We start from the raw sequence: 23,371 nt of genomic DNA on the forward strand, positions 1-23,371 counted from the left end.
TGGCGGTGTGGCAACTCGCAGTGACCGCACCCAATTTATCAAACGAATGGTTGAACTTTCCCAAGAGATTGATGTAAAAATTCGCCTGATTTACTATCCTCCCTACCACAGCAAGTACAATCCGATAGAACGCTGTTGGGCTGTCCTAGAAAACTATTGGAATGGTGCAATTTTAGACACAGTGGAAACTGCCATACAATGGGCTGCTAATATGACTTGGAAGGGTATTGCTCCAATTGTGCATCACGTCGAAACCACCTATGAAAAAGGCATCAAAGTCCTGCCCACAGAGTTAGAAGAATACTATCCCTTCTGGCAGCGTTCTGAAACATTACCTAAATGGGATATCACAATTGTCCCTAGTTAACTCTCTCCTTAAGTAGGTGGACACAATTAAAGTTAACGGTCGAGATTAGGGAACAGGGAACACCTCGACTTCGCTCGGTGTGTCACAGGGAACAGGGAACAGTAAGGGTTTGAGGGCGATTTACTTGCACTTAATACAGTACCGTTTTCTTTTGTCCGACTCCTTACAAGGAGAGAGAAAAACTAAAATGAGTTTGCTTATATTATACGCAAATATAGAACATCTATTAGGACAAAGCCACCTACAACTTGCTGATTGTGGCTCACCTATCCATCTCGAGCCAGCCCTGAACTACCTTGTGACAAATTTTATTTTAACTGTTAACGGGTTGATGGGAGCGATCGCGCCCCGGTTTGTTTGTTACTTGGTAGGGTGAGCTGCTCAAGGATTTCTGCCGCGCTGCACTAGACTATACCTGAATGGCATCGCCAGAATGTAGCTAGTGCGGACTAGGTTATAACAAAGGTAGCTAACCCGAATTTTGTATAAGCTTTGGGCAAGAATGCGCGAGTCCCTACACTTATGATTATTAAACCGCCCGACTAGAAATTTTAGAATAAATCCGATTAAATCTTTCATTTGGAACCAGACCGAGGGGATCGGTTGCCAATTCAGCTTTGAGTCGTTTAACCTGATACATATCAATTTCGCCTTTATTTTTAGCCGCAATTTTACCCCGATACTCACACTCGAAAAAATCCTTAACTTGATCAAACGTCGCTTGGGAAATATTAATCGTTCCCGGAATCGCCGATGATTCCATCCGGGATGCTATATTCACCGTATCCCCCCATACATCATAAGTAAACTTCTTCCGCCCAATCACACCCGCAAGTAAGGAACCTGAGTGAATACCAATCCGAATCTGCCAATAGGGTTCATTCCTCTGCCTCTTTTCAATTTGTCGCCAGTGAATAAAAGTCTGGATTTGTAAAGCCGCTAGAACTGTGTCAATAGCATGAGTTGATTTGGCGACGGGAATACCAGAGACTGCCATATAACTATCGCCAATTGTTTTTAATTTTTCCAGGTTATACACTTCACTGACTAAATCAAAAAATGAAAAACAATAATCTAATTCCTGAACTAGCGCTTCAGGTGAGAGTTGTTCAGCAATTTGAGTGAAGTCTTTAAAATCAGTAAATAAAACCGTGGCACAGTCATAATGAACAGGTTTTACTTTTCCCGTTTCCTTTAACTCATGGGCAATCGGTTCAGGAAGAATATTTAATAATAGTTGATCAGATTTACGTCGTTCTCGTTCCAGATTCGAGTAAAGCAGATTCATTTCTGCAAACAGCTTGTTCATTTCCTGAAAACATCTGGCATTGCGAATTGCACTGGCTAATTGCACCGCTAGTAAATAACCAATGCGTAAATCTTCTTGGGAATAGCCAGAGGGATGGCTGGTGGCAAAATTTAGCGAACCGATAACTTGATCATCTCTAGCTAGGGGCAGAATAATTTTAGAGGAGTAGGCAGATAAAAAGGTATCGCTGGAATCCTGGGGATTAAGTTGAGATTGTCCAGTTTTGAGAGCGCGACTAATCGGATTATTCCCGGCGATGGGGCAAGTCTGGCAGGAACTTGGCGAACCAAACAAGGTGACTAAGCGAAACGAGCCATCGTTGTTTTTGAGACAAATGCTGCAATGCTGAAAGTCTAATAACCATTTGGCTTGTTTACTGACAATTTGTAAAATTTCTTCTAAATTTAAGGAACGGTTAATCGCATTGGAAATTTCATTAACGGCGGCAATCCGGGAGGAAAGCGCCTGAATTTGAGTCAGTAATTGTCGGGTGGTTTGCAGAAGTTGTTCCCGATCCTGAGCTTCGATTTGATGATTACTACTGGTAAATAAAGAAAAACTCATCTGACTCATCCCTCATCTGATCATGGGGGAAGCCTCTACTTGTCTACATGTCTTACTTCTCCATTATTATTCATAATCGAGAATTGGGGGAGTTGAAGGATCATCTGTCGATAATTCTTGATGAAGCGTCCCCTACCCTAAGCCAAGTCTGGGTGGAAGTCAGATATTTATAGGGTATCAATTTCCAGAGCGATCGCGTCGGTATATTGATTAATAGCGGTAAATACGTTAGCCGTGGCAATCAGTTCAAAGATTTCTGATTGATCCAATCCCAACTCATGCAGATGTTTATAGTCAGTATCACTGAGTTGCTGGGGTTTCGTCGCGGCTAGCAAGCCAAAGCGAATCACGGCTTTTTCACGTTCCGGTAAGGGACAGTTATCGAAGTCGCTGACTAGCATTTGCAGTACCTGTTCGCTAATTCCCAATGCGGATAAGCTGTGCAGATGAACCTTTAGCGCATAATCGCTACCGTTCGCCTGGGAGATCGCCACACCAATCATTTCCTTAATCGTGCGAGGAATCGTTCCTTTTAAAATAGTGCAGCGAAATTGATGCCAGGTGGCGGCTAAAAATTCGGGGCGAATCGCCATGGATTTAAATAAATTGGGAACCATCCCAAATCCCAATTCGGTGCTAATTTCATCGTAAATATCTTGGACGAGGGGCTGGGTGATCTGATGGGTGTCTTGCAGGGGAAACTGTGCCATAATTGCCTCGAAAATGATTGCGTTTTGGTAATACGATGTATTACGATAGATTGAGTTCTCCTTGCACCGACTTTTAAGTTGGCGAGAGAGGAGATACGCCGGGATAAAATCCAAGCAGCAGAGTTCATGGCGATAACCAATTAACCCTGAACGATGAACAATAACGTCTAGTAGAATGCCCCCAAAGTGGTCGTCAAATTCCAGCGGTTCTCTCGTGCATTGCCGGAATTGACTAAAGTAAGAATAATAAAACCCTAACCATACATATCAGTTCTGGGGTTAATTGTCTACCCAAAAGCTAGCATTGTATAATGATGATTTCACAAACCGAGTATCGCCAACGCCGCGAACAGTTGATGAGTCAGATTGGTCAGGGGACGGCTATCTTCCGCAGCGCCCCGGTTGCGGTGATGCATAATGATGTGGAATATAATTTTCGTCAGGATAGTGATTTCTTTTATCTGACGGGGTTTAATGAAGCTGAAGCCGTGGCGGTGTTAGCGCCGCACCATGCTGAACATCGCTTTGTCCTGTTTGTCCAACCCAAAGATCCAGAGAAGGAAGTTTGGACAGGGTATCGGACGGGGGTTGATGGGGCGAAAGAACGCTACGGTGCGGATGAAGCGTATCCGATTACGGAACTGGATGAGAAGTTACCTCAGTATTTAGAGAAGGCAGATCGGATTTATTATCAATTAGGGCGCGATCGCGACTTTAATCAAACCGTTCTCACCCATTGGCAAAGGTTGATGCGGACGTATCCTAAGCGGGGAACGGGTCCGATGGCGATTGAGTCCACAAATCCGCTTCTCCAGAAAATGCGCTTGGTGAAGAGTTCAACGGAATTGGAGATGATGCGCCAAGCGGCGGCGATTTCCGTAGACGCCCATAATCACGCCCGCAAATTTGCCCAACCGGGATGTTATGAGTACCAAATTCAGGCGGAAATCGAACATATTTTTCGCCAACGGGGGGCGTTGGGTCCAGCCTATCCGTCAATTGTGGCGTCGGGGGTGAATAGTTGTATTTTGCATTATGTGGAAAATACCCGCCAGATGGAAACTGGGGATTTGCTGTTAATTGATGCGGGCTGTGCTTATGAGTATTACAATGCCGATATTACCCGCACGTTTCCGATTGGGGGTAAATTTAGCGGAGATCAACGGATCATCTATGAGTTGGTATTGAAGGCGCAGCAAGACGCGATCGCACAGGTACAATCGGGAAAGCCGTATAATCTATTTCACGATACCGCCGTGCGGGTGTTGGTGGAAGGATTAATGGATTTGGGTTTACTGGCGGGAGATATCGAGGAAATTATTAAGGAGGAGAAATATAAGCCCTTCTATATGCATCGGACTGGACATTGGTTAGGGTTAGATGTGCATGATTCTGGGGTATATAAGAATGGGGAAGAATCTTGGCAAACCTTTGAACCGGGTCAAGTGGTGACGGTGGAACCGGGGTTGTATATTGGCTTAGATATTAAACCGGTGGAAGGTCAACCTGAGATTCCCGATCGCTGGCGCGGGATTGGTGTCAGGATTGAGGATGATGTTTTGGTTACCGAGTCGGGGAATGAGGTGTTAACCGATGGGGTGCCCAAGTTGGCGGAGGAGATGGAAAGCTAGAAGGGTAATTATTTCACCCAAATCCGGGGTGTAGGGGCGGGTTTAGGGGCTTCGATCGCGGTGTTACCAATAACGTTTGTTGCAAAACCCGCCCTTTTCTAAAATCAAAGCAATCAATTCCAAAGTAGCCCTGAACTAAAGTACTCTAAGAGAAGCCGCTCCGCGTCTATGGGCTAAAAGCTTAAACCCGTTAAAACGGGTTCAAAGACTTAGCTAGTAAGCTAAAGCTTACTTGAGCTTTAAGTTCCGGAAATTTATTTCCTGGCTTTCAAGTTGGCAACATGCTATTATTAGGTAGGATTTGGTCGTTTCAATCCCCTTGCGGGGATTTAGTCGGTGGAAGCGTCGGGATTCAGTGAAGCTGATAGGGTCGATATTTTTGGTTTCAGTCCCCTTGCGGGGATTTAGTTGATAGAGCGATCGCAGTGTCTTGGCGAGGTTTATTTTGATCCCCATTGCGGTTACTCGCTCACGTTTTCTGGGCGCACGTCGGTGCGCCCCTACGATTTTAATCCATAAAGTTCCCCTTGCGGGGAAGATGTGAAAGACGACTCAACTGTTGCGAGTCAGCTTACATGAGGCGTGTTTCCATCCCCTTGCGGGGTAAGTTTATCAAGCGATTACCGCTTGCGGAAACTTAACTCCTCTAGCCAAATCAAAGATAACCTTACTGGTTCTAAATGTCAAGTTGGTATCAACTCAAAAAAGCAGTATGAATTCGGGGAGAGTTGTAGATATAACGACTCTCCCCAGTGAGGTAGGATGCTTACCCTGATATCATTCAGATAGGTCTAGTCGTTTTTGTCAGACTCCGGCTTAACTTGCTCCACATCGAAATTGTTGACCAACAAGCCAAGGCGGTTACTCATATCCAAGTTCTGCCAAAGTTGGACACCGTTATTAGCGCCAACGATGAACGCTGAGACAATTGCCGCCAGTATCTGAAATTTCCGCAAATGCTTCCAAGAACAAAAGGATTTTTTAGGTTGGAAATTTGCGGGGTTTTGCGTCTGCTTCGAGTATTTCAGGTTTTCTTCGAACTTATCCGTCAAAACCAACGGGTGTAGATTATTGTCCGGTACGTCATCTTGGAGCGTAAAGTCATGACCATCCGGTGATGGGTGTGCAGATAAATCTAATTCGGCTAAACCTGCTACAGGGTCAGCCACCAATGACTTCGAGTCTTTTTGCATTGTTCGTTACCTATTGTTAAATACGCCAGCTATAAGTTGCTTGCAACAGTTGAGTCGATTTTGAGTGCTTATTCAGACATCTTTCCTCCCGAATATGTATCAATTTTTACCACCTCATGGTTTTGACCATGAGCTTACCTTCTATCATAATCTCAGAGCAATCTCAATGACCACCAACAAAGTTATTTCAACCGACGCATTTAACCTTTTTGAGACTTCCATCCTCCTTGAGAGACACAATCTCAACTTTGACTATTTGCCCTTCAGAGAGCGATTTCGCCTTTTTTGGCTCTTTTTCCGTTAATTTAATTGTTTCCAGAATCGTATATGTTACCTTATTTCCCTTAACGCCTGTAACCGTGGCGTCCAATATTTGACCCACTTTAAAATCATGAGTGTTAACCACCTCAGCAATTTCAGCTTGACGCGCTGACTCGACGACGGGGGCACTAATTTCGCCAACGGGTTCAGTGTTTTGGTAATAACGCATTAGCCGATAAGACCAGCCTAAAATATGTAACATGACTGGGGGATTATCTTGATAGGCTTTTAAGTATTGATTACAAGCATTGTCAATGGCTTGGTAATAGTCAGACGTTCGCTTACTATGTCCAATTTGTCTGCCATTTCTGACCAATGTTTTGAGATAATCAAACAACTTAGTTCCGTCTTGGTTGGCGTAATTGCGAAGATAGGCGATCGCTTTTCCTAGTTCATTGGCGTCTGTATCCTCTTCAACCAGAGTTTTCGCGATCGAGCGGGCAATTTCCCACTCATTTTCGGTTAATTCTTCAGTTACTACCATACAGAAGGGATTGATAAAGTTAACTTAAAAGGCTAAACTGCACTGAGGTAATAATCTGGAAAGAACCTCTCCCCCAGCCCCTCTCCTGCGAGGAGAGGGGAGTTGCATTGGGGGTTGGGGGCTTAGGTTTTCTAATACATTCCTTCCGGCGGTTCTCTATCAGTAGGATATCCCAACACGGCGACTAATTCCTGCAATGGCTGGGATTGCACCAATTCTCGATGCGCCGCCTGAATCGCCTGTTGTATCAACTGTTGCAAGGGTTTTCCAGTGAGGGGTTGGGATTGGGTTTGGTAGGATAAATAGCGATCGCGTATATTATCAACAGGTTCTAAACTCCTTACTTCAACTGTCATTGTCCCCATCCCAATCGGTTTACCGCCACCCACTTTAAGTGCAATCGCATTCAGTTTATCTTGTCCGAGTACAATCAGTAGGGTTCCCAGTTCCCCTTTGGTTAAGTTTCGATAGGGTAATGATGTGCTAAAACCAACGGTTTTCGCCGCTTGTTGTACTGATATTCCCTGCTGTTGCCCTTTATCTACAGCCCGAATTGTGTGATAATAAAACTTGCGCCCAGCGACCTTTCCCTGGTTAAAATAACCTGGGTATTCATCAGGATGAGGACGATAGAGAGATGGCATAAATCCGGGACGAAATTCAGTTGATTCGCATTCAGCATCGCTAAACTGAATTAACCCTTGCCAATTAAGCGCCCCAAATACCCGACAAGCTGGACAAAGTTTAGTTTTATCACGACATTCCTGATAACCTACGGGGATTTGATTCGATTTTGCCTTCGTTTTACACAAACAGCTACGGGTAATCGCTTCATAGGTGGAACGTACCACACCTTTGAGAGAACTACCGGGAATCATTAACTGTCCTGCGCTTCCCTGAATCATGGTTTTAATCAAGGGAATCGACTTTTGTCCCACATCCGTTCCCAGGGCGACAACTCCCGTAGAAACGTGTAATCCGGTTTGAACGGTTAATCTTAGGTGTAACGTTCCATGGACGCGATCGCGATAATATTGATCTTGCCCTTTGGGATGTTGTAATTGCGGTTTGTCTTTCGGTAAAGGAATCAGATGATAGGGTTTAGGGGCAATACTTTGGGATAGCTGAGGACGGGGACGGGGTTTATTATAACTCATCGGCTTGCTGAATAATTACTGACTTAATTAGCCCTGAATTAAAGCCCTGAACTAAAGTACTCGAAGAGAAGCCGCTTCGCGTCTACGGGCTAAAAGCTTAAACCCGTTAAAACGGGTTGACAAGAATCACTGTTTGGCATTTCCACAGTTAAGGCAACAAAATGCACCGTTGCGGTAGGTTGAGCGATAAAATAACGCTGGGCTAGTTTCGGCTGATTTTTCTGGGAGGGCTGATTATTTCTGACATCTAGACTCTTAGGATAAATTAGCGATCGCGGAAATCGGGTTTCATTTGTAGGATACCCATAAGCTGGACGTTGTTCGGTTTTCCAGTAGGATTCTTTCTCAGACTCTCTCAGATCATCTCTGTCTTTTATAATCGATTTAAAGCCGGTAACCTCACCCGTATTCGATAACACAAGTACGCTATAACGGTCATTTTGGCGTTTCCAACGTAACTCGCGATCGCAATTAAACATCTGTCCTTCAGAAGAGGGAAAATCATCCGGTAATTTTTCCACAATTCCACTCACTTGATGACTCCAGCGCAGAAAATAATAACTCGGCGCTGTGGCTTGCTGTTGCACTAATTCTATTAACTCCGTTCCGGTGAGCAAATCTTGACAAACACCAACAAAAGGACTCATGCTGCAACTCCTTCCACTCTCTGACACCAAGCCCGAACCGCCCGCATAAATAAATCCTCAACTTGTTCCTTTCCTTGCCAGTTTAACTCTACCCCAAACCCCAGCGCCATTGATTCCGCCCGCACAGGAGTATCTTGCATATCATTAGCCGGAAAACCATAACGTTCTCGTTCCGTTTCCGCCAAAAACATACCAGCCCCAAAAAGTTGATTATCTTGCCATTCACCGCCACCTCCCAGACTACGAATCCGTTGATCTTCAACAACACAACCCGGATATTGAACAACCGCCTCGTTTAATTTTACCTCCACAATTCCCAAGCCGCGAGACTTAGCAAACCCCAAACCAAACCACCCCTCATCTAAATCCCGCAACACCAAACCAATTAATCCCAATTGGGCTAATGAGAAGTTTTTCAGATGGAGTTTAGTGCGAAATTCACCAGCCGTACAAACTTGATAATTAAATGGTCCCACCGCCACCGAACCAAACACGCGGTCAATCGCCACACCATTCCGTTCTTCCAGTTTCACAGGTTGAGACTCAACCGGATAAGCATCCTCAATTCTCACCCGACTGGCAATTGACGTATTACCAAACATCTGATCGGTAAAAGAGGATAACTTATAAAGTTCAGAAGATGATTTATCTTTGAGATAATCATAGTTATCATTTAACGGGTCATTTGCCCAGAGGCTATTCGGATAATCGGAATTCCGATTATCGCGTCCCACCGTTCTAACAATTCGTTCAGCATGGGCGCGAATTGCCCCTTTTAGAGAACTTCCCGGTAAATAAACCGAACGCCCTCCCTTATGATAAGTTTCCACAAATTCCATATCCGGCTTCGTGGGATCAGCACCTTCCCGCCCTGATTTAATCAGAATCGGGCCACAGGGGATTAAACTAAAATCAATCGTACATTGATTAACCAATCGTTTGTGCATAATCTAAATTGATCTGAAACAACCTATCCTTTAAGCCGCAACTAAAGTATCGAGTTGGGCTTCACAGTGTTGAAAAATAGAGTTGACGGCTGCAAATAGGGAATCGAGTTCCTGAATACTGTAAAACGTAATATTTTTAGTAAATACATTAGCCTCTAACTTGCCAAACTGCCAGAGTTCACCATTAGACACAATCCCAAATACAGTAATCTGAGGATGTTGATTCAGACGTTGAGCCGCCACCATTTCGGCTGCACACTGACCCCACCCTTCCTTAAACTTATCTTGTTTTGCCTCAACTAGCAAAAAATAGGGTTGGTCAAAAACCACCTTTCCTAGGGGAGAGCGTTTGGCTAAAATATACTCCGGAAATCCCGAAAGGTTTTCATCGTAATTCAGGGATTCATGACTCCATAAAATAAACTTACTCGAATAACATTTCCAAATTTGTTTCAGCACCGGATAAATAAGATTCTCACAAATAGCAAACTCCGAATTATTCACCACCCCTTCCCGCATCACCATCTGGAGATCTTCCCGAAAATAGTCCGGAATATCAAAAGGAGATTCAACAATAAAATTCGCCTCAGTATAACTAATCTGAAACTCCTGGATAACATCCGCAATACTTTTGTACTTACTAAATGACATAATCACCTCACATCATTGCGTTCGTAGTTGCGCTTTAGCGCCCTAAACGTCACATCACCCACCCCAATTGTAATTCATACGTAGGGTGCGTTAGCGGAGCGTAACGCACCGTTGAACAAGGGCGGGTTTTGTTGTTCAATTATCGGTAACCAGCCAGATGGAATCCCTAAACCCGCCCCTACAATGAATTGATACATCATCACCTCGTATTCACCTCAGCATTCTGATTCTCCCGATTCTCCAAATAACCAATCAAAGATTGTACCCACTGGTCTTTATACCCTTTACCATCCTCATAAGCTGAACCCTCATTATTAACCATTTTCTTAAGATAATTCAGCAACTTATCCGCATCAACCTCATCCCGATTACTTTCATCCCTAGCATCAAACCAATCCATCCTCTCAATCTCTAATTTAACCACACCCAAACCCCGTGAACGCCCTCCCCCTAGTGGAATTTGTTCCGTCTCAAATTGATGTAAACCAATCATTAATAATCCCAACTCCCAATCCTCAGCATTTTCCACCACCGCCTTAAACGCAAAAGGAGTTCCGGCTGGAACCACTTGGAAATCATACAATTTCCCATCAGCAGCGGTTTCCGTATCCCTATCAATCGCCACCCCATCCCGTTCTTGATATTGACCAAACCAATAATTTGACAGTACCATCAAATCTCGAACTTGAAACTTACTCGCCAGCCAAGGCGAACCAAATAGGTGAGAAATTAAGTCAGTCTGGTTTAAAATAGCCTCAGTCAGCGCCGTATCTGTGGGATATTGATCTTTGAGTTGCTTCATTTCCTGAGCCGTAATCGCCCACTCCTCCTCCACCGCCGGATTAGCGACCAAAGTCCGCTCCCCGCCCAGGATACCACGCAGGAAGCTTTCCAAGCGCGATCGCAACGCCCCCTTAAAACTAGCGCCCGGTATCAACGGTTTACCCAAAGCATCTTTAATCACCGGTAAATCCGAACCAATCGGTTCCGTGGAACGCCCTGCACTAATTCGTAGTGCAGTTATCGTCATCAACTTCCCGCTAATTTCCAAACGATTCTTAAAACAATCAAACACAACATTATCTCCCAGTTTGTTCGTAGTTGCGCTGTCTTCGCCATAAACCTCCGCCTCCCCACCACCAACCCTGACTCTAACTTTTCACAGGAAATCTATAAACCAGCATCGGGGCGGGTTTAGTCACATCCGGATGCAACCGAAAAGATAATAGTGAAACCCGCCCCTACACAATCGTTGCGCCACATACCGTAAAAACTCAAACCCTGACTAACTCAGACTCAACCAACTAAACACATCTTGAACCGATAACCGTACCTCCCCCAAAGAACTAAGCACATACAAACTCTCTTGATTTTGCTTAATTTCCGGCTTAAGCTTAATAAGCTTGGTGGGCAATGCCCACCCTACTTAATCTACGAAATCCATACGCATGAAAGGAGAATAAGAACGTCGTTCAGTCTCAGGATTGACTGTAATTTTACTAGCATAATTTGCACCTTCTTGATCCTCACGGATTGCTCTCCACACCAACAGACGCCAACCTTCCACAGAGACCAAATAACGGTCGGTGGTTCTCCCAGGTTTGAGCCAGCGTAATCCATTCCCAACATTAATATGTTCTTTTTGATCAAAAGTCTCCTTAGAAGCCGCTACTCGCGACAGAAAGCGAAATGGATCACAGTTATCAAGTTGTCTAATATTCTCAAAACAATCTTTAATCGCTTTTTGAGAAAGAAAGGGAACCAAAACAGAAGGTCTACGTATCTCATCAAGGAATAAGATACCGATAGCAGACAGACTAACTTGTCCATCAATAAATTCAAAGAGCGACTTCAACCTTTCTCTTTCATCATAAGAGATATTCTTTTCCCATTCGGCTTGAGTAATAGCTGTTTTGTCTTCAATTTTTTCAAATAAACCTTTATGAGCTTCAAATGACGAACGGATGAATTCTACCGGAAGTGGCGGTAATTCTAGAAATTTAGTGGACTGCTCAAAAATGTAATCACACTTAACTCCTTTTAACATCCCGACTAAAACGGTGTAAGGAACCAGTGCTTTATATCCTCCAGTTGGATTCAGGATAATATTACTTGCCCCATAGTCATCAATTTCCTTGATAATATGTCGGACAAATTCAACAACCCCCCTTGTCCGGAATAGTTCAGCATCTAAAACTTGCAAGCCTTGAACTTGTTTTATTTGTACATCTAAATTAGTCCAGTAATGATGCAAATATTTTTTAACCGCAATCGCACAACAATACCCATCCTCTGTACTTGAAGCCAGCAGAATTATTCTATCCCTATCCGTGATACCAATCCGAACCAGAGAATGAATCTCAGCAGATAATTCATTTTTTAAACTTTCTCCCTCTGGACGGATATAGCGGAAAGTCGAAAATATGCTTTCAGCAGCATCTTCTATACTGGATTGCTGTTTAACCCAATTTGTCAAATCTCGTGGTTTAACTCCTGAAACTTTTCTTGCAGCGCTGATACCCACAGAACATATAACTGTTTTAACCATTTGTCTCAAACTATCTGATTCAATCGATGCACAACTAGAGTAGTTTGTCTTGTCTTTGAGTTACTTCCAGACTATTTACTATATAAGCATAACTGTATACCTCCTGATTATTGGTTCAGTAAAACATACTTGAAGCTGAGTGGCATCCAATTATCAATCTAAACCCTCTTTTAAATACTTGAGATGACGAGAACCATACCCCAAATAACGACGAATTAATTCTAACCAAATTTTCTTTACCTCACCTTGAGAGGCTTCAGCAATACTCTGAGCAATTTTTTTAATATTACCATCGATATCTTGAATAATTTTCTCAGCTAGCGAACCTTTCCCTCTCCCCCATTTTTTATCTCGACCGACTTGATAGCGAATAAAATTCTTGATCACTTCCGCACTATCCGTCGTATCAGCAACACGGACTAAATTACGAAATTGAGACTCTTCTAAATTGCCATACTTAGTCGTATCTAACGCCGCTTGAATCCAGAGGACTAAATCATCCTCGGCTTGGCGAATTCCTTTTTGTACCTGAAGTTCAACTTGTTGTGCTTGTAGATTCATACAGCCTCCTCCCAAACTATAGTATGAAAATCATTACAAACTTGCACTTGACCAAACCCTTCGCAGGTGCGATCGCCTACTCCTTTCAACTCTAACCTTTCTAACGCCGCCATCCAATCTTTCTCCTTCTCTTTGATTGTACTAAATAAATAAACGCTACCTTTATTCGTGATTAACTCCACATCCTTCATCAATCCCCAAGCCGAATTCCAGCCCGAACAATAGTCATAGCTGCTATAAGCAACCTGCAAATCGACTGGGCAGTCTCTTAACTGAACAAACTCTTTTAGCATATCTTCAGAAATCACCATAGTGCGTTGCCAGTTTTCGGTTAAAATCGCATCAGATTGCAAATCTAATGTAAAGTAAGTCCGATTCTCTAGTGGACGATTGCCAAAGAGATTTCCCCACTCAAGCCAACGATTCTGGATAGCATGATTAAACCGATAAATACGGGATTCCAAGGTTTGCTTAACTGAACTCACCGTTCCCTGAATCTCCACTTTACCTAAGCCTCGCGACATGACACCACCTAGGCGGAAATTTCTGGAGTTGAGATTGATAAATTGAGTCAGTTGATCAGCCAGGTTATCATCTTCAACTAGAATCGAACTGCGGTAAACAACGGGTTGCTGATTCTGAGTTTCATTCAGAACCTCAATGCTATATAAAACTTGTTCTTCTGCTGTTGCCCGACGCCGATTAATGCCCACACGAGTTAGCAGGCGCTTAGAGACGGAATGAGTTTGATAGTGTTGCTCATTCTTTTGGCTGTAAAACCCACTATAGGGTTCAACTCGTCCACCATCTTGGGGACATATTGGATCATAAGGATACCCATAGCTTTCCGCACAGAAACGATCAATTAGAGTATCAAAAACGCCGTAACCTTTCGGCTTAAATCCAGGATTGGTTTTAGAACTTAAGGCAGTGGCAGGTAACACATTAACCTCTGCATCGCTATTTGTAGGGGCGGGATAGGCATTATGGAAAATTGTCGCATTTTCCCGCAAAAATACGTCCTTAAAATCATTATCAGTTTTCGTTAAATCAGGATTATCTAGATGAGACTGTTGAATCATCTGGGAAGCAATCGCCCCCCGAATTACCGAACCGGGAATATAGTCTCCCGCTTCACTCACTGAACCTCCTGGTTTTTTCCGCCCAATGGCTAGAGGTGACAAGGCGGTAATGGTTAGTTGAATCTGTTTCATTGTCCACCTCCTGGTAACAGGGTTTGCCAATCCTTTTCCTCTACTGACACCCCCTTAATTTCCCACGTCAGCCATCCCAATCCTGTGGATTTAGAACCCCCCAAGGCGTTGATATGGTGTAATCCGGCTAAAATTAAGGCTTTGGTATAAGAAGGATAATTAGGCTGCAGGTGAATGTCGCCAGTAAACTTAAGCTGAACATTAGCGGGTGAGGTTTCTAGGAAGTAGAGTTTTTTCTCTTCGGCGGTATGACGACGGCGGTTAATCGTCACGCCCGGGCGGAGAACCTCTGGCGGGAGATTGTCCGGTTTTTCTTGGCAAATTAAGTCATCAAAGATGACTCGTGACGGTAAGGTGGGATTGCCAAATATCTGACAAATTAAACAATGATATCGGTTATCTCCTGGTACTCGATAATCCTCGTCTCGTTGAAAACGCCTCGCCTCCTCTTCAGGAAAACCCGCACGTTGGGGACACATCGTTTGAGGATTAGGGGCTTGACAAATTGCCCACCCTAACCCCCGTGCTAATTTCTCACATTCATGGCGCAAACGCCCTTTAAGTTGAGATGCAGGAATCAAAAGTTTGTTGTCCGCAGTACGCACAATTGGCTTATCGGCGAGAGAACCGGAAGAACCTCCTGCACCCACACATAAAGCGGTATGAATGACAGCCGTTAGGGAGATTGTTTCGACTGGATTAGATAGTAATTCTTGTAGATAAATCATGAGTTACTAATCATTGTTGTTGTCTGAGAGGCTGATTCGGGTTGCACTTCAATGAATGGATAGAGTTCTATGAGTTCTCGCCAAATAGTATAATAAGTTGATTTTTTGAGTAAACTTAAGAGACTATACTGTAACCGAAATAGTTCAGGTGTAAACGTTTCCAATAAAATTAGCACAATAAGATTGGCAATCATGCTATCGCGATCAAACATCCACGGGGCTAAGTTGCCATCGTTGGTTATCGCTTTACACCACGCTTCTTCAAAGTAGTCTTTCAAGAGTTTTTGTTGTTCCGGTTGTAATCGCACCCGGAAATATCGATAATTTAGCATCGTTGTAGATTTACCTCGCTCTAACAAACTGCGGATTTGATAAAGTTGCGATCGCGGAAATTCTGACTGCTTTAGTTTCTCCCCGGTTTCTATCAATCCGCCGAGTTCATGTAAGGTGTAGGGGGCGCCATAGAGTTTCAGGGTTGGTTTACTTTTGTCTTGTTCCTGCTTGGTTAAACCCTCTTGGCGAAAGGATTCAATATTTGAGGAAATCATGGTGACTGATTTTAGAGTGAGAAAGTCAACGGTTCCGCCATGATAGCCATAGTCTTTTTTTAACTGCTTTGCCTTCTTCTTGGCTGACTTAAGTAATTGATTGGTCAAATTCTCGGCATAATAAATGGGCGTTTGATAAGCCGTAATGAGAACCCCCGTTGACATACTCAGTTTACATCGTGAAGGGGTGACAGATATCTTCCCTTGGTATCTGTGACAGTCTTGAGAACGTGAGATTATTTCTGAATCAGTAATTCCATAGTCGTCTCGCCCTTGTATCTTTTCGCCTTCCAGAAGAATTCGCTCAAACTCCTCGCCAATGGTTTTAGCAATTGCCAGTGCTTTATCGGCTGGCACAATTAACATGACATCATCCCCACCAATTGTGAGGATTTCAAACGGATAAATAATCGCGCCATTCCGATGTTGGTTTTCTCCAGTTAAACCATTTAATTGATGAGGGTTAAGATGCTGTCCCAGGGCGTGGTACACTGATTCTTCTGTGGCGGTAAAGATATCTCGGCTAAATCGGCGACAATCTTGGGGGGTTTTGAGTTCTTTCTGAATATAACCTCCTATGTTATTGCCATCAGCATAAATATAGCCGACAAAGCCATTTCCTGCATTGCCAATTTCGGTGAGCGATCGCGCTTCGCCAATTTTCTGTTTGGCGATGTCTTGATAATAGCGATCTCGATAGTGACTTTTTTCGATAAAACGCCTAAATTTAACCACCCAGCTTTCCAGATACCCTGAATTCCATAATGTCTTAACTTGACCAAGTTGCCATTTCCAATCCGAATTTTTTGTCCACCATTTCTGACTGCGACTCCCTTCTCCTTTCGTTCGTTGTCCAACAATACGCTTACGGGCTAAAGCATCAGAAAACCAAGGTTCATCCGGAAGACGACTCCCAGGGGCAATAGCTAGGCGATGTTCGACGTCATCCCGCAATAAATAAGGATGGGTTTCAAACATAGGCGGATAGCGACGGCTGGGGCGTTGGCTATCAGGTATGTTATTCCCGTTACGTCGCTGCTGAAATAAAGCCGCCAGTTTCCCGGTTATTTCGTTAAAGTTCTTGCGATTTTTAAATAACTCTTTCCAGTCTTGACCGTTTTTTACTTGACCAAAGTAGGCGGTTGCGAGCGGATTTGTTTGCCGTTTCTTATCCTGTAAATACCAGTCTAACCATTTGGTTTGTTCAATCGGATGGTCAAGTAATCCAAATCGCAGTTCCAGCAATCTGAAACTTTCTCCTACCGCACAAGAATTAGCGGTCAAGGTTTCTTCTGTATAGCGTTTTTCAATTAAATTAACCAAATCCGGGACAAAGGCTGTCGGGCAAAAGGCTAAAATGTTACCCCCGGTTGAGTAAATCACTAACTCAGGAATCAGTGCGTCCCATAACGAGTGTAGTGTTTTATCTTTGTGTTGTAACTCTCGCCTAACCTTTTGGCAATATTGTCTGGCTCGGTAACATTCGGGAAAGTCCTCTGGCAATTCTTCACATTTGAAAAACGCAGGTAAATCTATTAAATTAATTCGATCTAGTAATGCTGATGCACCCCGAATTTCAGGGAGTTTGGCTGATTCAAATACATAGCCTTTAATCTTTGTTGCACCGCCATAGACTAAACCGATTCGGGTGGTTTGCTCCCATAAATTGGCATAGTTATCCTGAAGATCAGTAATTTTATCGGGAAAATAGTCTTGGGAAATCTCTTGTAGTTGCCGCACCGTTTGTAGTAAGCCCTTTAGTGCTTCTGTATCCGGAACATCTTTCCCTTGACGCAGCGCTTCTCGCATTTGCTGCAAGATACTCAAATCAAACTGCGGTTCACGCCCCTCGCCCCAAGCGAGACACCAGGCGATTCCAATGGTTAGGAGGGGTAGAGAATGGGTCATAATTCAGCCTGCGTTTAAGAACTATAGCCCTGAACTAAAGTTCAGGCTCAAAGCTAAAACCCGTTAAAACGGGTTCAAAGCCTTGTATCTAGTAATCTTTAGTTTACTTGAGCTTAAAGATAAGAAATTGATGTCCTGGCGTCCAAATCAACAGCATTCCGCCTAAGCCCTAAGTCAGCAACATTCGGCTTAAGTCAGTGACATTCAGTTTGAAGTCTATTTTAATGGACAGCCAGTCCTTTGAACTTGGGGCGGATGTTTGAGCCTCAATACCGGATGATCTCCCTCGCTAGATGGCTGGATTACCGAGACAGTGCGGCGGGTAATTCCACGGGAAATACTTCACCCACGGAGACATCGTGAGTGTGAGTCGCGACGACGACAACGCCTAAACGGGGGTCATAACATCCTACCCAAGCGGCGGGATGACATTCGTGAACTAGGTAACTGTACAGCCAAATCGGACCTTTTCCTTCGATGACGATACCTTGGTTGAAGGGTATTCCTTCTGGTAGTTTGATTCCTTTAATGTCTGGGGGGGAAATAATGCCGTCATCTGTTGTAATCTGGAAATGCAGGTGTTGATAGGGTAAACCGGTTTGGGTTTGATGGGGAAGCAGTTGAAGTTGAATCGCGTTCATGGTTTTTGCTGTTCTGTGAGTACGAGGCTAATGTAGCAGCTTCCAGGAAAGACCCTTTTCCGACGACCGGAAGGGTTTGGCATTTAAGGGGGTTTGCTTGTATTATTATCGAATAACGACAGAACCTGGAAAATTGCATAGCGAAATACGGTAAATTAGCTTATCTACACAGGTCACGCGATCGCTGAAAGCCTCATTTTTCCGTTGAGGTGTGTCGATGGCGGTCTAGGTAAGGGTTTTGGACGATGAAAACCGGAGATTTTTGTCAATAAGCGTTGAGTAATTGACACTGAAAAAAGGTGTGTAGATTTGGCGTCTGAAACTCTCTCCCTGTAAGGTTTCCTGAGCGAACTCTTGACAAACTCACTTCCCCGAAAGGGGATGGAAACAACAGAAATTAGACGCAGCTTACAGGATATTATCCAGTTCAATAAGTTAGCTTGGCAGGGTATTTTTGAGCAGGGAGAAAATAGCTGATGTCACAAACCAATTGGATTCGTGTCTTAGAGGCTAATAAATTCATGCGATCGCGCCAAGAGGTGATCGCCTTTGAAACGGCGTTAGCTGAACTAGCAAAGCATCCTCAAACCGAGGATTTACCCACCTTACATCTCATTTTCGATGATCGCTGTGAACAGCCAGAGGTCATGTTTAGTCTGCTTCATTGTCTAGAATCCTTTGATTTACAGCAACAGCTTCAAGCATTTATAACTGTGGCGCCTCAGTTAATCGGGTTGGCTCAAGATTGGGCGAGAATCATCCATACTCGGATTTTGAATGATGATTCGGCTTGTCGGTTGTATCGAGAGTTGTTACATTCGGTTAACTCACAACATCCAAATTTTATCCGTCAATTGCTTGAAGACAGCGCTACTCGTCATTTAACCGATCTGAATTCGCCAGGGGAGTTAATGAAACAGGTTTGAGATAACTAAGTCTACCCTATATAAGTAGGTTGGTGGAAATAAACTCAATCATGTTAACTTATGTAAACAACCATCAAACCCTTACAAATGACGAATGACAAATGACGAATGACGATCTCCACCGTTAACTTTAATTGTCCCCACCTACTTATATTAGGAGCAACCCCTTAAAAATCCGGCATTCACCCCATCATGGCACCCCGCAAACGCAGCCAAACCCAACCCCCTCCATCCCGCCATCCCTGGACACCGGATACAGAATTAGTCGGACTTGTCTTAGAATTAACCGCCAACGCCCCAGACTCCCTCTATACTCAATACACCGTCCGACTCCACGCCTGGTTCTTAGATCAAGTTCGCCAAACCAACCCCGAACTCTCCGCCTATCTCCATGATGGTCAATCCGAGAAACCCTTCACCCTCTCCCGCTTAGACGGAGACTTCCTCACCTCTGGAAAAACCCTCAAACTCAAACCCGATACAACCTACCGTTGGTACATCACCGCCCTTTACCAACCCCTAACCCAATGGCTAGCCGAATGGGTTCATCACCTGCCAGATATGATTAAGTTACGCGGTGCGGTGCTAAACATTAGCCGTTGTCACATCGCTTTAGCACCAACCACTTATCCTAACTTATTCACCCCAACCCCCACCCTACCCCAATCCCTAAGCCTCAGCTTCCTTACCCCCACCAGCTTTCGCCGCAAGGGACACCATTTCCCTTTACCAGTTCCCACGAATCTCTTCCACAGCTATTTGCGGCGATGGAATGATTTTTCCGATCGCCCCTTTAACCAAACCGCCTTTTTAGACTGGGTAGAGGAAAATGTAGTGATTCAGCGTCACCGTTTAGAATCGATGAAAGTCGCAGCCGGAAAGAAAGGAGTCGTCACTGGATTCACAGGTGCGATCGCGTTAGGACTGGACTCAGGTGCAACCCAACACCCAGAATTTAGCCAATTATTCCATACCTTAGCCCAATTTGCGCCCTACTGCGGCACCGGACACAAAACCCCCTTTGGTTTAGGACAAACTCGCCTAGGCTGGTTATCCCCCGAAACCACCGCCCTCCCGTCGATGGAAACCCTATTAGCCGAACGCATCAGCGAATTAACCCAACAATTTCTCGCCCAACGCCAGCGCCAAGGGGGAAATCGGGCGCAAGACATCGCCGAAACCTGGGCAACCATCTTAGCACGACGAGAAATGGGCGAATCCTTACAGGCGATCGCAGATGATCTAGAGATGCGTTACCAAACCGTCAAAACTTACGCCAAATTAGCCCGTCGTGCCATCTTGAACAATGACAGATAACAAGTATTTTTGTCGGGGCGGGTTTAGCCACAATTGTAGGGGCGGATTTAGGGAACCAATTTCGCTATTCACCGATAACGGAAAAACAAAACCCCCCCTCCTCACCAATAACGGAACAACAAAACCCGCCCTCCCCACCGATAACGGAAAAACAAAACCCGCCCTCCTCACCGATAAATGAACTCTGCACTTCCGCCCCCCACACCCGACACCCGACACCCGACACCCGACACCCGACACCCGACACCCGACACCCTACACCCTACACCCTACACCCTGCCTACCTTTGACTTAGCTTGTCACCCCTTGCCCCTCAAACCTTTCCGATGTTGTGAGTTTCGCCAAAAAAACGGGAATCCTGAATCTAAGAAGGACAAAAGACAAAGCATGAGATTCCCCGAATGTTACAAAAACTATCTACACCAACAATCGAATACGGACAATCCCTACTGGGGCTACATCTAATCAGTCTCCTGATTGGATACACCGTAGCTGGTTGGTTATTATCCCTTTATCAAGCCCCGGCGCTAATTTGGCTAGGAACCCAAGCCGTCACCGTACACTTAGCTTGGCGAGGCAAAAGCGCGATCGCATTAGCCATCACTTGGGTGGTTGGCGTTGTCTGGATCGGCACCCTAGCCAGGGCGTACCCCCCCAGCCTACGTTTCAATTTTCAACTGTTAGTCATTGCCTTATTTTTTATCTGGCTTTTAGGCATAATTCTAGCCTTTGGTGTAGCCTTTGCCAAACAACCGATCCAAGCCACCGGATTGAAAAACACTCAAGCCTTTTGGTTTTTAGTCACCCTAGCTTTTAGTGGCTTAGCCGTCGGTCGAATTTTGGACATGATGGTTATACGTTAATCGTTGATCGAGCAACAAGCAGAAAACCAAATGATTATTACGGCTACCTTTTTGTATCAGCGATTCAATGTATCCTAACCTGAATGATACTGACTGAAGAGAAATGTCACTGACTGGTATGCTGGTGGGCAGTGCCCACCCTACAGGATATCCGGCTTGTAGTAAAACTTTTAGCCCTCTATTCTGTTGGGTTGAGCGAAGTCGAAACCCAATCTACAACCTCAAACGCCAGGAAATAACATTCCGAAACCTCAATCTAAAAAACCGGGTAATCGTTTTAACCCGTTTTAACGGGTTTAAGCTTTAAGCCAGAACTTTAGTTCTTGGCTCAATTATCACATTAATCAAGGAGACAATAACGTAAAAACTTCAACCTTTCCGGGACAATCTCAGCCAAAAACCCCCAACTATGCCGATAACCTCAAGCTAAAAAAACGAGTAACCGTTTTAACCCGTTTTAACGGGTTTAAGCTTTAAGCCAGAACTTTAGTTCTTGGCTCAAGTATCAAATCAATCAAGGAGACAATAACGTGAAAACTTCAACCTTACCGGGACAATCTCAGCCCAAAATCCCCAACTACGCCGATCGCACGCCCCAGTATTACATCGACAAAATGGAGCCAGAACTCCGAGCAAGTTTCAATCCCCAACAGCTTCAGGCAATATTTAATCTGTTAGATGAGGCAATTCCCAAGCCATCACCCAAGATTGTCGATTTAAGATTTTTAGTCGATTTAATCGTCACCCGCTTCTATGTCGTGTTATTAGTCGGTAAAGATAGGCGACGAAAACCCCGGCGTTACATCCCCAAAGGCGTAGCTAAAGTTGGCAATGTGATCGCGGCAATTATCCTACTGTTAGGCGCAAACCTGCTACTAAGCGCCAGTTTATTCCTATTCGCGTACTTACTCAAATCCTTAGTCGGCATCGATTTCTTTTCCGGCGATCGTCATCTTCCCGATATAATTAAAAGCATTTTCCAGTAAGCTTTAACGGTGCAAGGTGTGCATTATTGGTGGGTTACAGCGGATATCCCATTAAATGGTTATTTCCTCGATTTAATTCCGCCTAACCCACCCTACTGGCGCTCCCTGTCTTCTGCTCTGGGTTTTAATAATTCAAATTTAAACACCTGCCGAAAATAATTCACGATCACAAAAAACAAAAACCCTAACGATAGAAGCAGTTCAGCAAACTCTTGATCTCTGGAAATAACAAATTCTAACCCATCGGTATATTCAAGAATGACATAAATAACCAACGCCAAACTAAAAAATATCGCCAAAAACCAACTAGGGGTTAAATAAGTGAGATAGTGATAACCCCCTTGCTGATTTTGTCGATGCGAACGATACCAGAAAATAATCCCTAACAAACAGATAAAACTAATCCCGATAATTCCTTCCCCCCAATAATCCTGAAACCAGACCAAATTATGAATCGTGAATTCTCCTTGAACATTGTAGGCTTCAAAGAAAGGGGGGAGTTCCCAGCCAAATAATCGTTGACCCCAACTGACCTCTTCTAAGGCGACAAAAATAAAAAAGGCACTATACAGATAGTACCCCCAGCCCAAAACCTTTTGACGCAGCCGGAAAAAATAACGACCAATCGGTATCGAAAATCCACCCGCCAGGAAATAAGCGATAACCGTGCCATATTCAATAAATCCTCCCTCATCCAGAATCATCCGATAGGAACGGCTGTCACCGAGGCGAAATTTGAGCAGTAGCAGAATAATCGTGGCGAATATCGGGAAAACTAAGAGAAACCGCTTCATTGTTTCTCGCCCGGAAAACAGGGAAAAATACACCAGCCTTTTAATCCCTTGGCTTTTCCCCAAAAGGAACAACAATATACCTAAAATTAAGGCACTGATATTACTCAAATTCCACGTCCAGCCCGGATAAGACTCTAAAAACGGAGAGATTTTAGCCAGTTGTGCAATGGCGGCACCGATACCAAACAGCATAAACATGATGCTGATGACTCGACTAAAAATAGTGATCCGCCCTTCCAGCGCTTTGGTTTTGGGATAGAGGGTCATCCTTGATGTTTCGCCAGTAAACGTTGATTGCTTTTCAAAGATTAACGTTTACACTATCACAGTTGTGCCAAGTAACCGTTACTATTGCT

The 23,371-nt window shown here is 44.2% G+C and carries 24 protein-coding genes; 6 read left to right on the top strand and 18 right to left on the bottom strand.

Annotated features, from left to right (window positions below; translation table 11 throughout):
* Positions 1-367, top strand: a 367-nt coding sequence (locus tag RIG66_RS18695) for an ISAzo13-like element transposase-related protein (protein WP_446380263.1), incomplete at its 5' end; no start/stop codon positions are given.
* Positions 368-896: 529 nt separating this feature from the next.
* Here RIG66_RS18695 and RIG66_RS18700 read toward each other — a convergent pair.
* Positions 897-2,240: an adenylate/guanylate cyclase domain-containing protein gene (locus RIG66_RS18700; RefSeq protein WP_446380264.1), complete on the bottom strand. Its 1,344-nt coding sequence runs from the start codon at positions 2,238-2,240 to the stop codon at positions 897-899.
* A gap of 167 nt (positions 2,241-2,407) precedes the next feature.
* Positions 2,408-2,950, bottom strand: a complete 543-nt coding sequence (locus RIG66_RS18705; protein WP_446380265.1) for a carboxymuconolactone decarboxylase family protein — start codon at positions 2,948-2,950, stop codon at positions 2,408-2,410.
* 314 nt (positions 2,951-3,264) lie between these two features.
* Between RIG66_RS18705 and RIG66_RS18710 the strand changes: the two genes are divergently transcribed.
* Positions 3,265-4,581 (top strand): aminopeptidase P N-terminal domain-containing protein, encoded by a 1,317-nt coding sequence (locus tag RIG66_RS18710; protein ID WP_446380308.1) that lies wholly within the window; start codon positions 3,265-3,267, stop codon positions 4,579-4,581.
* A 791-nt stretch (positions 4,582-5,372) separates the two neighbouring features.
* On the opposite strand, the gene RIG66_RS18715 is transcribed toward RIG66_RS18710, so the two are convergent.
* The 14 genes from RIG66_RS18715 to crn3 form a co-directional block, all read right to left on the bottom strand.
* Positions 5,373-5,774: a hypothetical protein gene (locus RIG66_RS18715; protein ID WP_446380266.1), complete on the bottom strand. Its 402-nt coding sequence runs from the start codon at positions 5,772-5,774 to the stop codon at positions 5,373-5,375.
* 187 nt (positions 5,775-5,961) lie between these two features.
* The gene (locus tag RIG66_RS18720; protein ID WP_446380267.1) at positions 5,962-6,579 is read right to left on the bottom strand and encodes a hypothetical protein; all 618 of its coding nucleotides are present in this window, start codon (positions 6,577-6,579) and stop codon (positions 5,962-5,964) included.
* A 131-nt stretch (positions 6,580-6,710) separates the two neighbouring features.
* The gene (locus tag RIG66_RS18725) at positions 6,711-7,736 is read right to left on the bottom strand and encodes an RAMP superfamily CRISPR-associated protein (RefSeq protein WP_446380268.1); all 1,026 of its coding nucleotides are present in this window, start codon (positions 7,734-7,736) and stop codon (positions 6,711-6,713) included.
* An 89-nt stretch (positions 7,737-7,825) separates the two neighbouring features.
* Positions 7,826-8,383 carry a hypothetical protein gene (locus tag RIG66_RS18730; protein ID WP_446380269.1) on the bottom strand — a complete coding sequence of 186 codons (558 nt, stop codon included), beginning with the start codon at positions 8,381-8,383 and terminating at the stop codon, positions 7,826-7,828.
* Entirely contained in the window at positions 8,380-9,330 is a 951-nt protein-coding gene (locus tag RIG66_RS18735) for an RAMP superfamily CRISPR-associated protein (protein WP_446380270.1), read from the bottom strand. Before RIG66_RS18735 ends, RIG66_RS18730 begins: the two co-directional genes overlap by 4 nt.
* Before the next feature lie 30 nt (positions 9,331-9,360).
* Complete coding sequence (locus RIG66_RS18740) at positions 9,361-9,981, bottom strand: hypothetical protein (protein WP_446380271.1); 621 nt, start codon at positions 9,979-9,981, stop codon at positions 9,361-9,363.
* 74 nt (positions 9,982-10,055) lie between these two features.
* Positions 10,056-10,181: a hypothetical protein gene (locus RIG66_RS18745; protein WP_446380272.1), complete on the bottom strand. Its 126-nt coding sequence runs from the start codon at positions 10,179-10,181 to the stop codon at positions 10,056-10,058.
* Positions 10,181-11,056: a type III CRISPR-associated RAMP protein Csx7 gene (csx7, locus tag RIG66_RS18750; protein WP_446380273.1), complete on the bottom strand. Its 876-nt coding sequence runs from the start codon at positions 11,054-11,056 to the stop codon at positions 10,181-10,183. The genes RIG66_RS18745 and csx7 overlap by 1 nt, the downstream gene beginning before the upstream one ends.
* Before the next feature lie 351 nt (positions 11,057-11,407).
* Positions 11,408-12,529, bottom strand: coding sequence for a putative CRISPR-associated protein (locus tag RIG66_RS18755; RefSeq protein WP_446380274.1), 1,122 nt, complete (start codon positions 12,527-12,529; stop codon positions 11,408-11,410).
* 153 nt (positions 12,530-12,682) lie between these two features.
* Positions 12,683-13,090 carry a hypothetical protein gene (locus RIG66_RS18760; RefSeq protein WP_446380275.1) on the bottom strand — a complete coding sequence of 136 codons (408 nt, stop codon included), beginning with the start codon at positions 13,088-13,090 and terminating at the stop codon, positions 12,683-12,685.
* Positions 13,087-14,304, bottom strand: coding sequence for a type III-D CRISPR-associated RAMP protein Csx10 (gene csx10, locus RIG66_RS18765; protein WP_446380276.1), 1,218 nt, complete (start codon positions 14,302-14,304; stop codon positions 13,087-13,089). Before csx10 ends, RIG66_RS18760 begins: the two co-directional genes overlap by 4 nt.
* Positions 14,301-15,032: an RAMP superfamily CRISPR-associated protein gene (locus RIG66_RS18770; RefSeq protein ID WP_446380277.1), complete on the bottom strand. Its 732-nt coding sequence runs from the start codon at positions 15,030-15,032 to the stop codon at positions 14,301-14,303. Before RIG66_RS18770 ends, csx10 begins: the two co-directional genes overlap by 4 nt.
* A complete protein-coding gene (cas10, locus tag RIG66_RS18775; RefSeq protein ID WP_446380278.1) occupies positions 15,029-17,488 on the bottom strand; it encodes a type III-B CRISPR-associated protein Cas10/Cmr2 in 2,460 nt (819 codons plus the stop codon). Before cas10 ends, RIG66_RS18770 begins: the two co-directional genes overlap by 4 nt.
* A gap of 302 nt (positions 17,489-17,790) precedes the next feature.
* Entirely contained in the window at positions 17,791-18,129 is a 339-nt protein-coding gene (crn3, locus tag RIG66_RS18780) for a CRISPR-associated ring nuclease Crn3/Csx3 (protein ID WP_446365286.1), read from the bottom strand.
* 476 nt (positions 18,130-18,605) lie between these two features.
* Here crn3 and RIG66_RS18785 point away from each other — a divergent pair, with 476 nt between their 5' ends.
* Both RIG66_RS18785 and cas6 read left to right on the top strand, forming a co-directional pair.
* Positions 18,606-19,055, top strand: a complete 450-nt coding sequence (locus RIG66_RS18785; RefSeq protein WP_446380279.1) for an Imm30 family immunity protein — start codon at positions 18,606-18,608, stop codon at positions 19,053-19,055.
* 192 nt (positions 19,056-19,247) lie between these two features.
* Entirely contained in the window at positions 19,248-20,372 is a 1,125-nt protein-coding gene (gene cas6, locus RIG66_RS18790; RefSeq protein WP_446380280.1) for a CRISPR-associated endoribonuclease Cas6, read from the top strand.
* 64 nt (positions 20,373-20,436) lie between these two features.
* On the opposite strand, the gene RIG66_RS18795 is transcribed toward cas6, so the two are convergent.
* Positions 20,437-20,619 carry a hypothetical protein gene (locus tag RIG66_RS18795; protein WP_446380281.1) on the bottom strand — a complete coding sequence of 61 codons (183 nt, stop codon included), beginning with the start codon at positions 20,617-20,619 and terminating at the stop codon, positions 20,437-20,439.
* Positions 20,620-20,773: 154 nt separating this feature from the next.
* Between RIG66_RS18795 and RIG66_RS18800 the strand changes: the two genes are divergently transcribed.
* Positions 20,774-21,235: a hypothetical protein gene (locus RIG66_RS18800; RefSeq protein WP_446380282.1), complete on the top strand. Its 462-nt coding sequence runs from the start codon at positions 20,774-20,776 to the stop codon at positions 21,233-21,235.
* Positions 21,236-21,765: 530 nt separating this feature from the next.
* Positions 21,766-22,221, top strand: coding sequence for a hypothetical protein (locus tag RIG66_RS18805; RefSeq protein ID WP_446380283.1), 456 nt, complete (start codon positions 21,766-21,768; stop codon positions 22,219-22,221).
* A 92-nt stretch (positions 22,222-22,313) separates the two neighbouring features.
* Here RIG66_RS18805 and RIG66_RS18810 read toward each other — a convergent pair whose 3' ends face one another.
* Positions 22,314-23,282 (bottom strand): hypothetical protein, encoded by a 969-nt coding sequence (locus RIG66_RS18810; RefSeq protein ID WP_446380284.1) that lies wholly within the window; start codon positions 23,280-23,282, stop codon positions 22,314-22,316.
* Between the last annotated feature and the right edge of the window lie 89 nt (positions 23,283-23,371).

The sequence above is a fragment of the Coleofasciculus sp. E2-BRE-01 genome (assembly GCF_040221695.1).
Lineage (GTDB): Bacteria > Cyanobacteriota > Cyanobacteriia > Cyanobacteriales > Coleofasciculaceae > Coleofasciculus.

Excerpts from the sequence above, each read along its gene's own strand:
- RIG66_RS18700 (WP_446380264.1), bottom strand. The coding sequence starts at position 2,240 with ATGAGTTTTTCTTTATTTACCAGTAGTAATCATCAAATCGAAGCTCAG.
- RIG66_RS18705 (WP_446380265.1), bottom strand. The coding sequence starts at position 2,950 with ATGGCACAGTTTCCCCTGCAAGACACCCATCAGATCACCCAGCCCCTC.
- RIG66_RS18710 (WP_446380308.1), top strand. The coding sequence starts at position 3,265 with ATGATTTCACAAACCGAGTATCGCCAACGCCGCGAACAGTTGATGAGT.
- RIG66_RS18715 (WP_446380266.1), bottom strand. The coding sequence starts at position 5,774 with ATGCAAAAAGACTCGAAGTCATTGGTGGCTGACCCTGTAGCAGGTTTA.
- RIG66_RS18720 (WP_446380267.1), bottom strand. The coding sequence starts at position 6,579 with ATGGTAGTAACTGAAGAATTAACCGAAAATGAGTGGGAAATTGCCCGC.
- RIG66_RS18725 (WP_446380268.1), bottom strand. The coding sequence starts at position 7,736 with ATGAGTTATAATAAACCCCGTCCCCGTCCTCAGCTATCCCAAAGTATT.
- RIG66_RS18730 (WP_446380269.1), bottom strand. The coding sequence starts at position 8,383 with ATGAGTCCTTTTGTTGGTGTTTGTCAAGATTTGCTCACCGGAACGGAG.
- RIG66_RS18735 (WP_446380270.1), bottom strand. The coding sequence starts at position 9,330 with ATGCACAAACGATTGGTTAATCAATGTACGATTGATTTTAGTTTAATC.
- RIG66_RS18740 (WP_446380271.1), bottom strand. The coding sequence starts at position 9,981 with ATGTCATTTAGTAAGTACAAAAGTATTGCGGATGTTATCCAGGAGTTT.
- RIG66_RS18745 (WP_446380272.1), bottom strand. The coding sequence starts at position 10,181 with ATGATGTATCAATTCATTGTAGGGGCGGGTTTAGGGATTCCATCTGGC.
- RIG66_RS18755 (WP_446380274.1), bottom strand. The coding sequence starts at position 12,529 with ATGGTTAAAACAGTTATATGTTCTGTGGGTATCAGCGCTGCAAGAAAA.
- RIG66_RS18760 (WP_446380275.1), bottom strand. The coding sequence starts at position 13,090 with ATGAATCTACAAGCACAACAAGTTGAACTTCAGGTACAAAAAGGAATT.
- csx10 (WP_446380276.1), bottom strand. The coding sequence starts at position 14,304 with ATGAAACAGATTCAACTAACCATTACCGCCTTGTCACCTCTAGCCATT.
- RIG66_RS18770 (WP_446380277.1), bottom strand. The coding sequence starts at position 15,032 with ATGATTTATCTACAAGAATTACTATCTAATCCAGTCGAAACAATCTCC.
- cas10 (WP_446380278.1), bottom strand. The coding sequence starts at position 17,488 with ATGACCCATTCTCTACCCCTCCTAACCATTGGAATCGCCTGGTGTCTC.
- crn3 (WP_446365286.1), bottom strand. The coding sequence starts at position 18,129 with ATGAACGCGATTCAACTTCAACTGCTTCCCCATCAAACCCAAACCGGT.
- RIG66_RS18785 (WP_446380279.1), top strand. The coding sequence starts at position 18,606 with ATGTCACAAACCAATTGGATTCGTGTCTTAGAGGCTAATAAATTCATG.
- cas6 (WP_446380280.1), top strand. The coding sequence starts at position 19,248 with ATGGCACCCCGCAAACGCAGCCAAACCCAACCCCCTCCATCCCGCCAT.
- RIG66_RS18800 (WP_446380282.1), top strand. The coding sequence starts at position 20,774 with ATGTTACAAAAACTATCTACACCAACAATCGAATACGGACAATCCCTA.
- RIG66_RS18810 (WP_446380284.1), bottom strand. The coding sequence starts at position 23,282 with ATGACCCTCTATCCCAAAACCAAAGCGCTGGAAGGGCGGATCACTATT.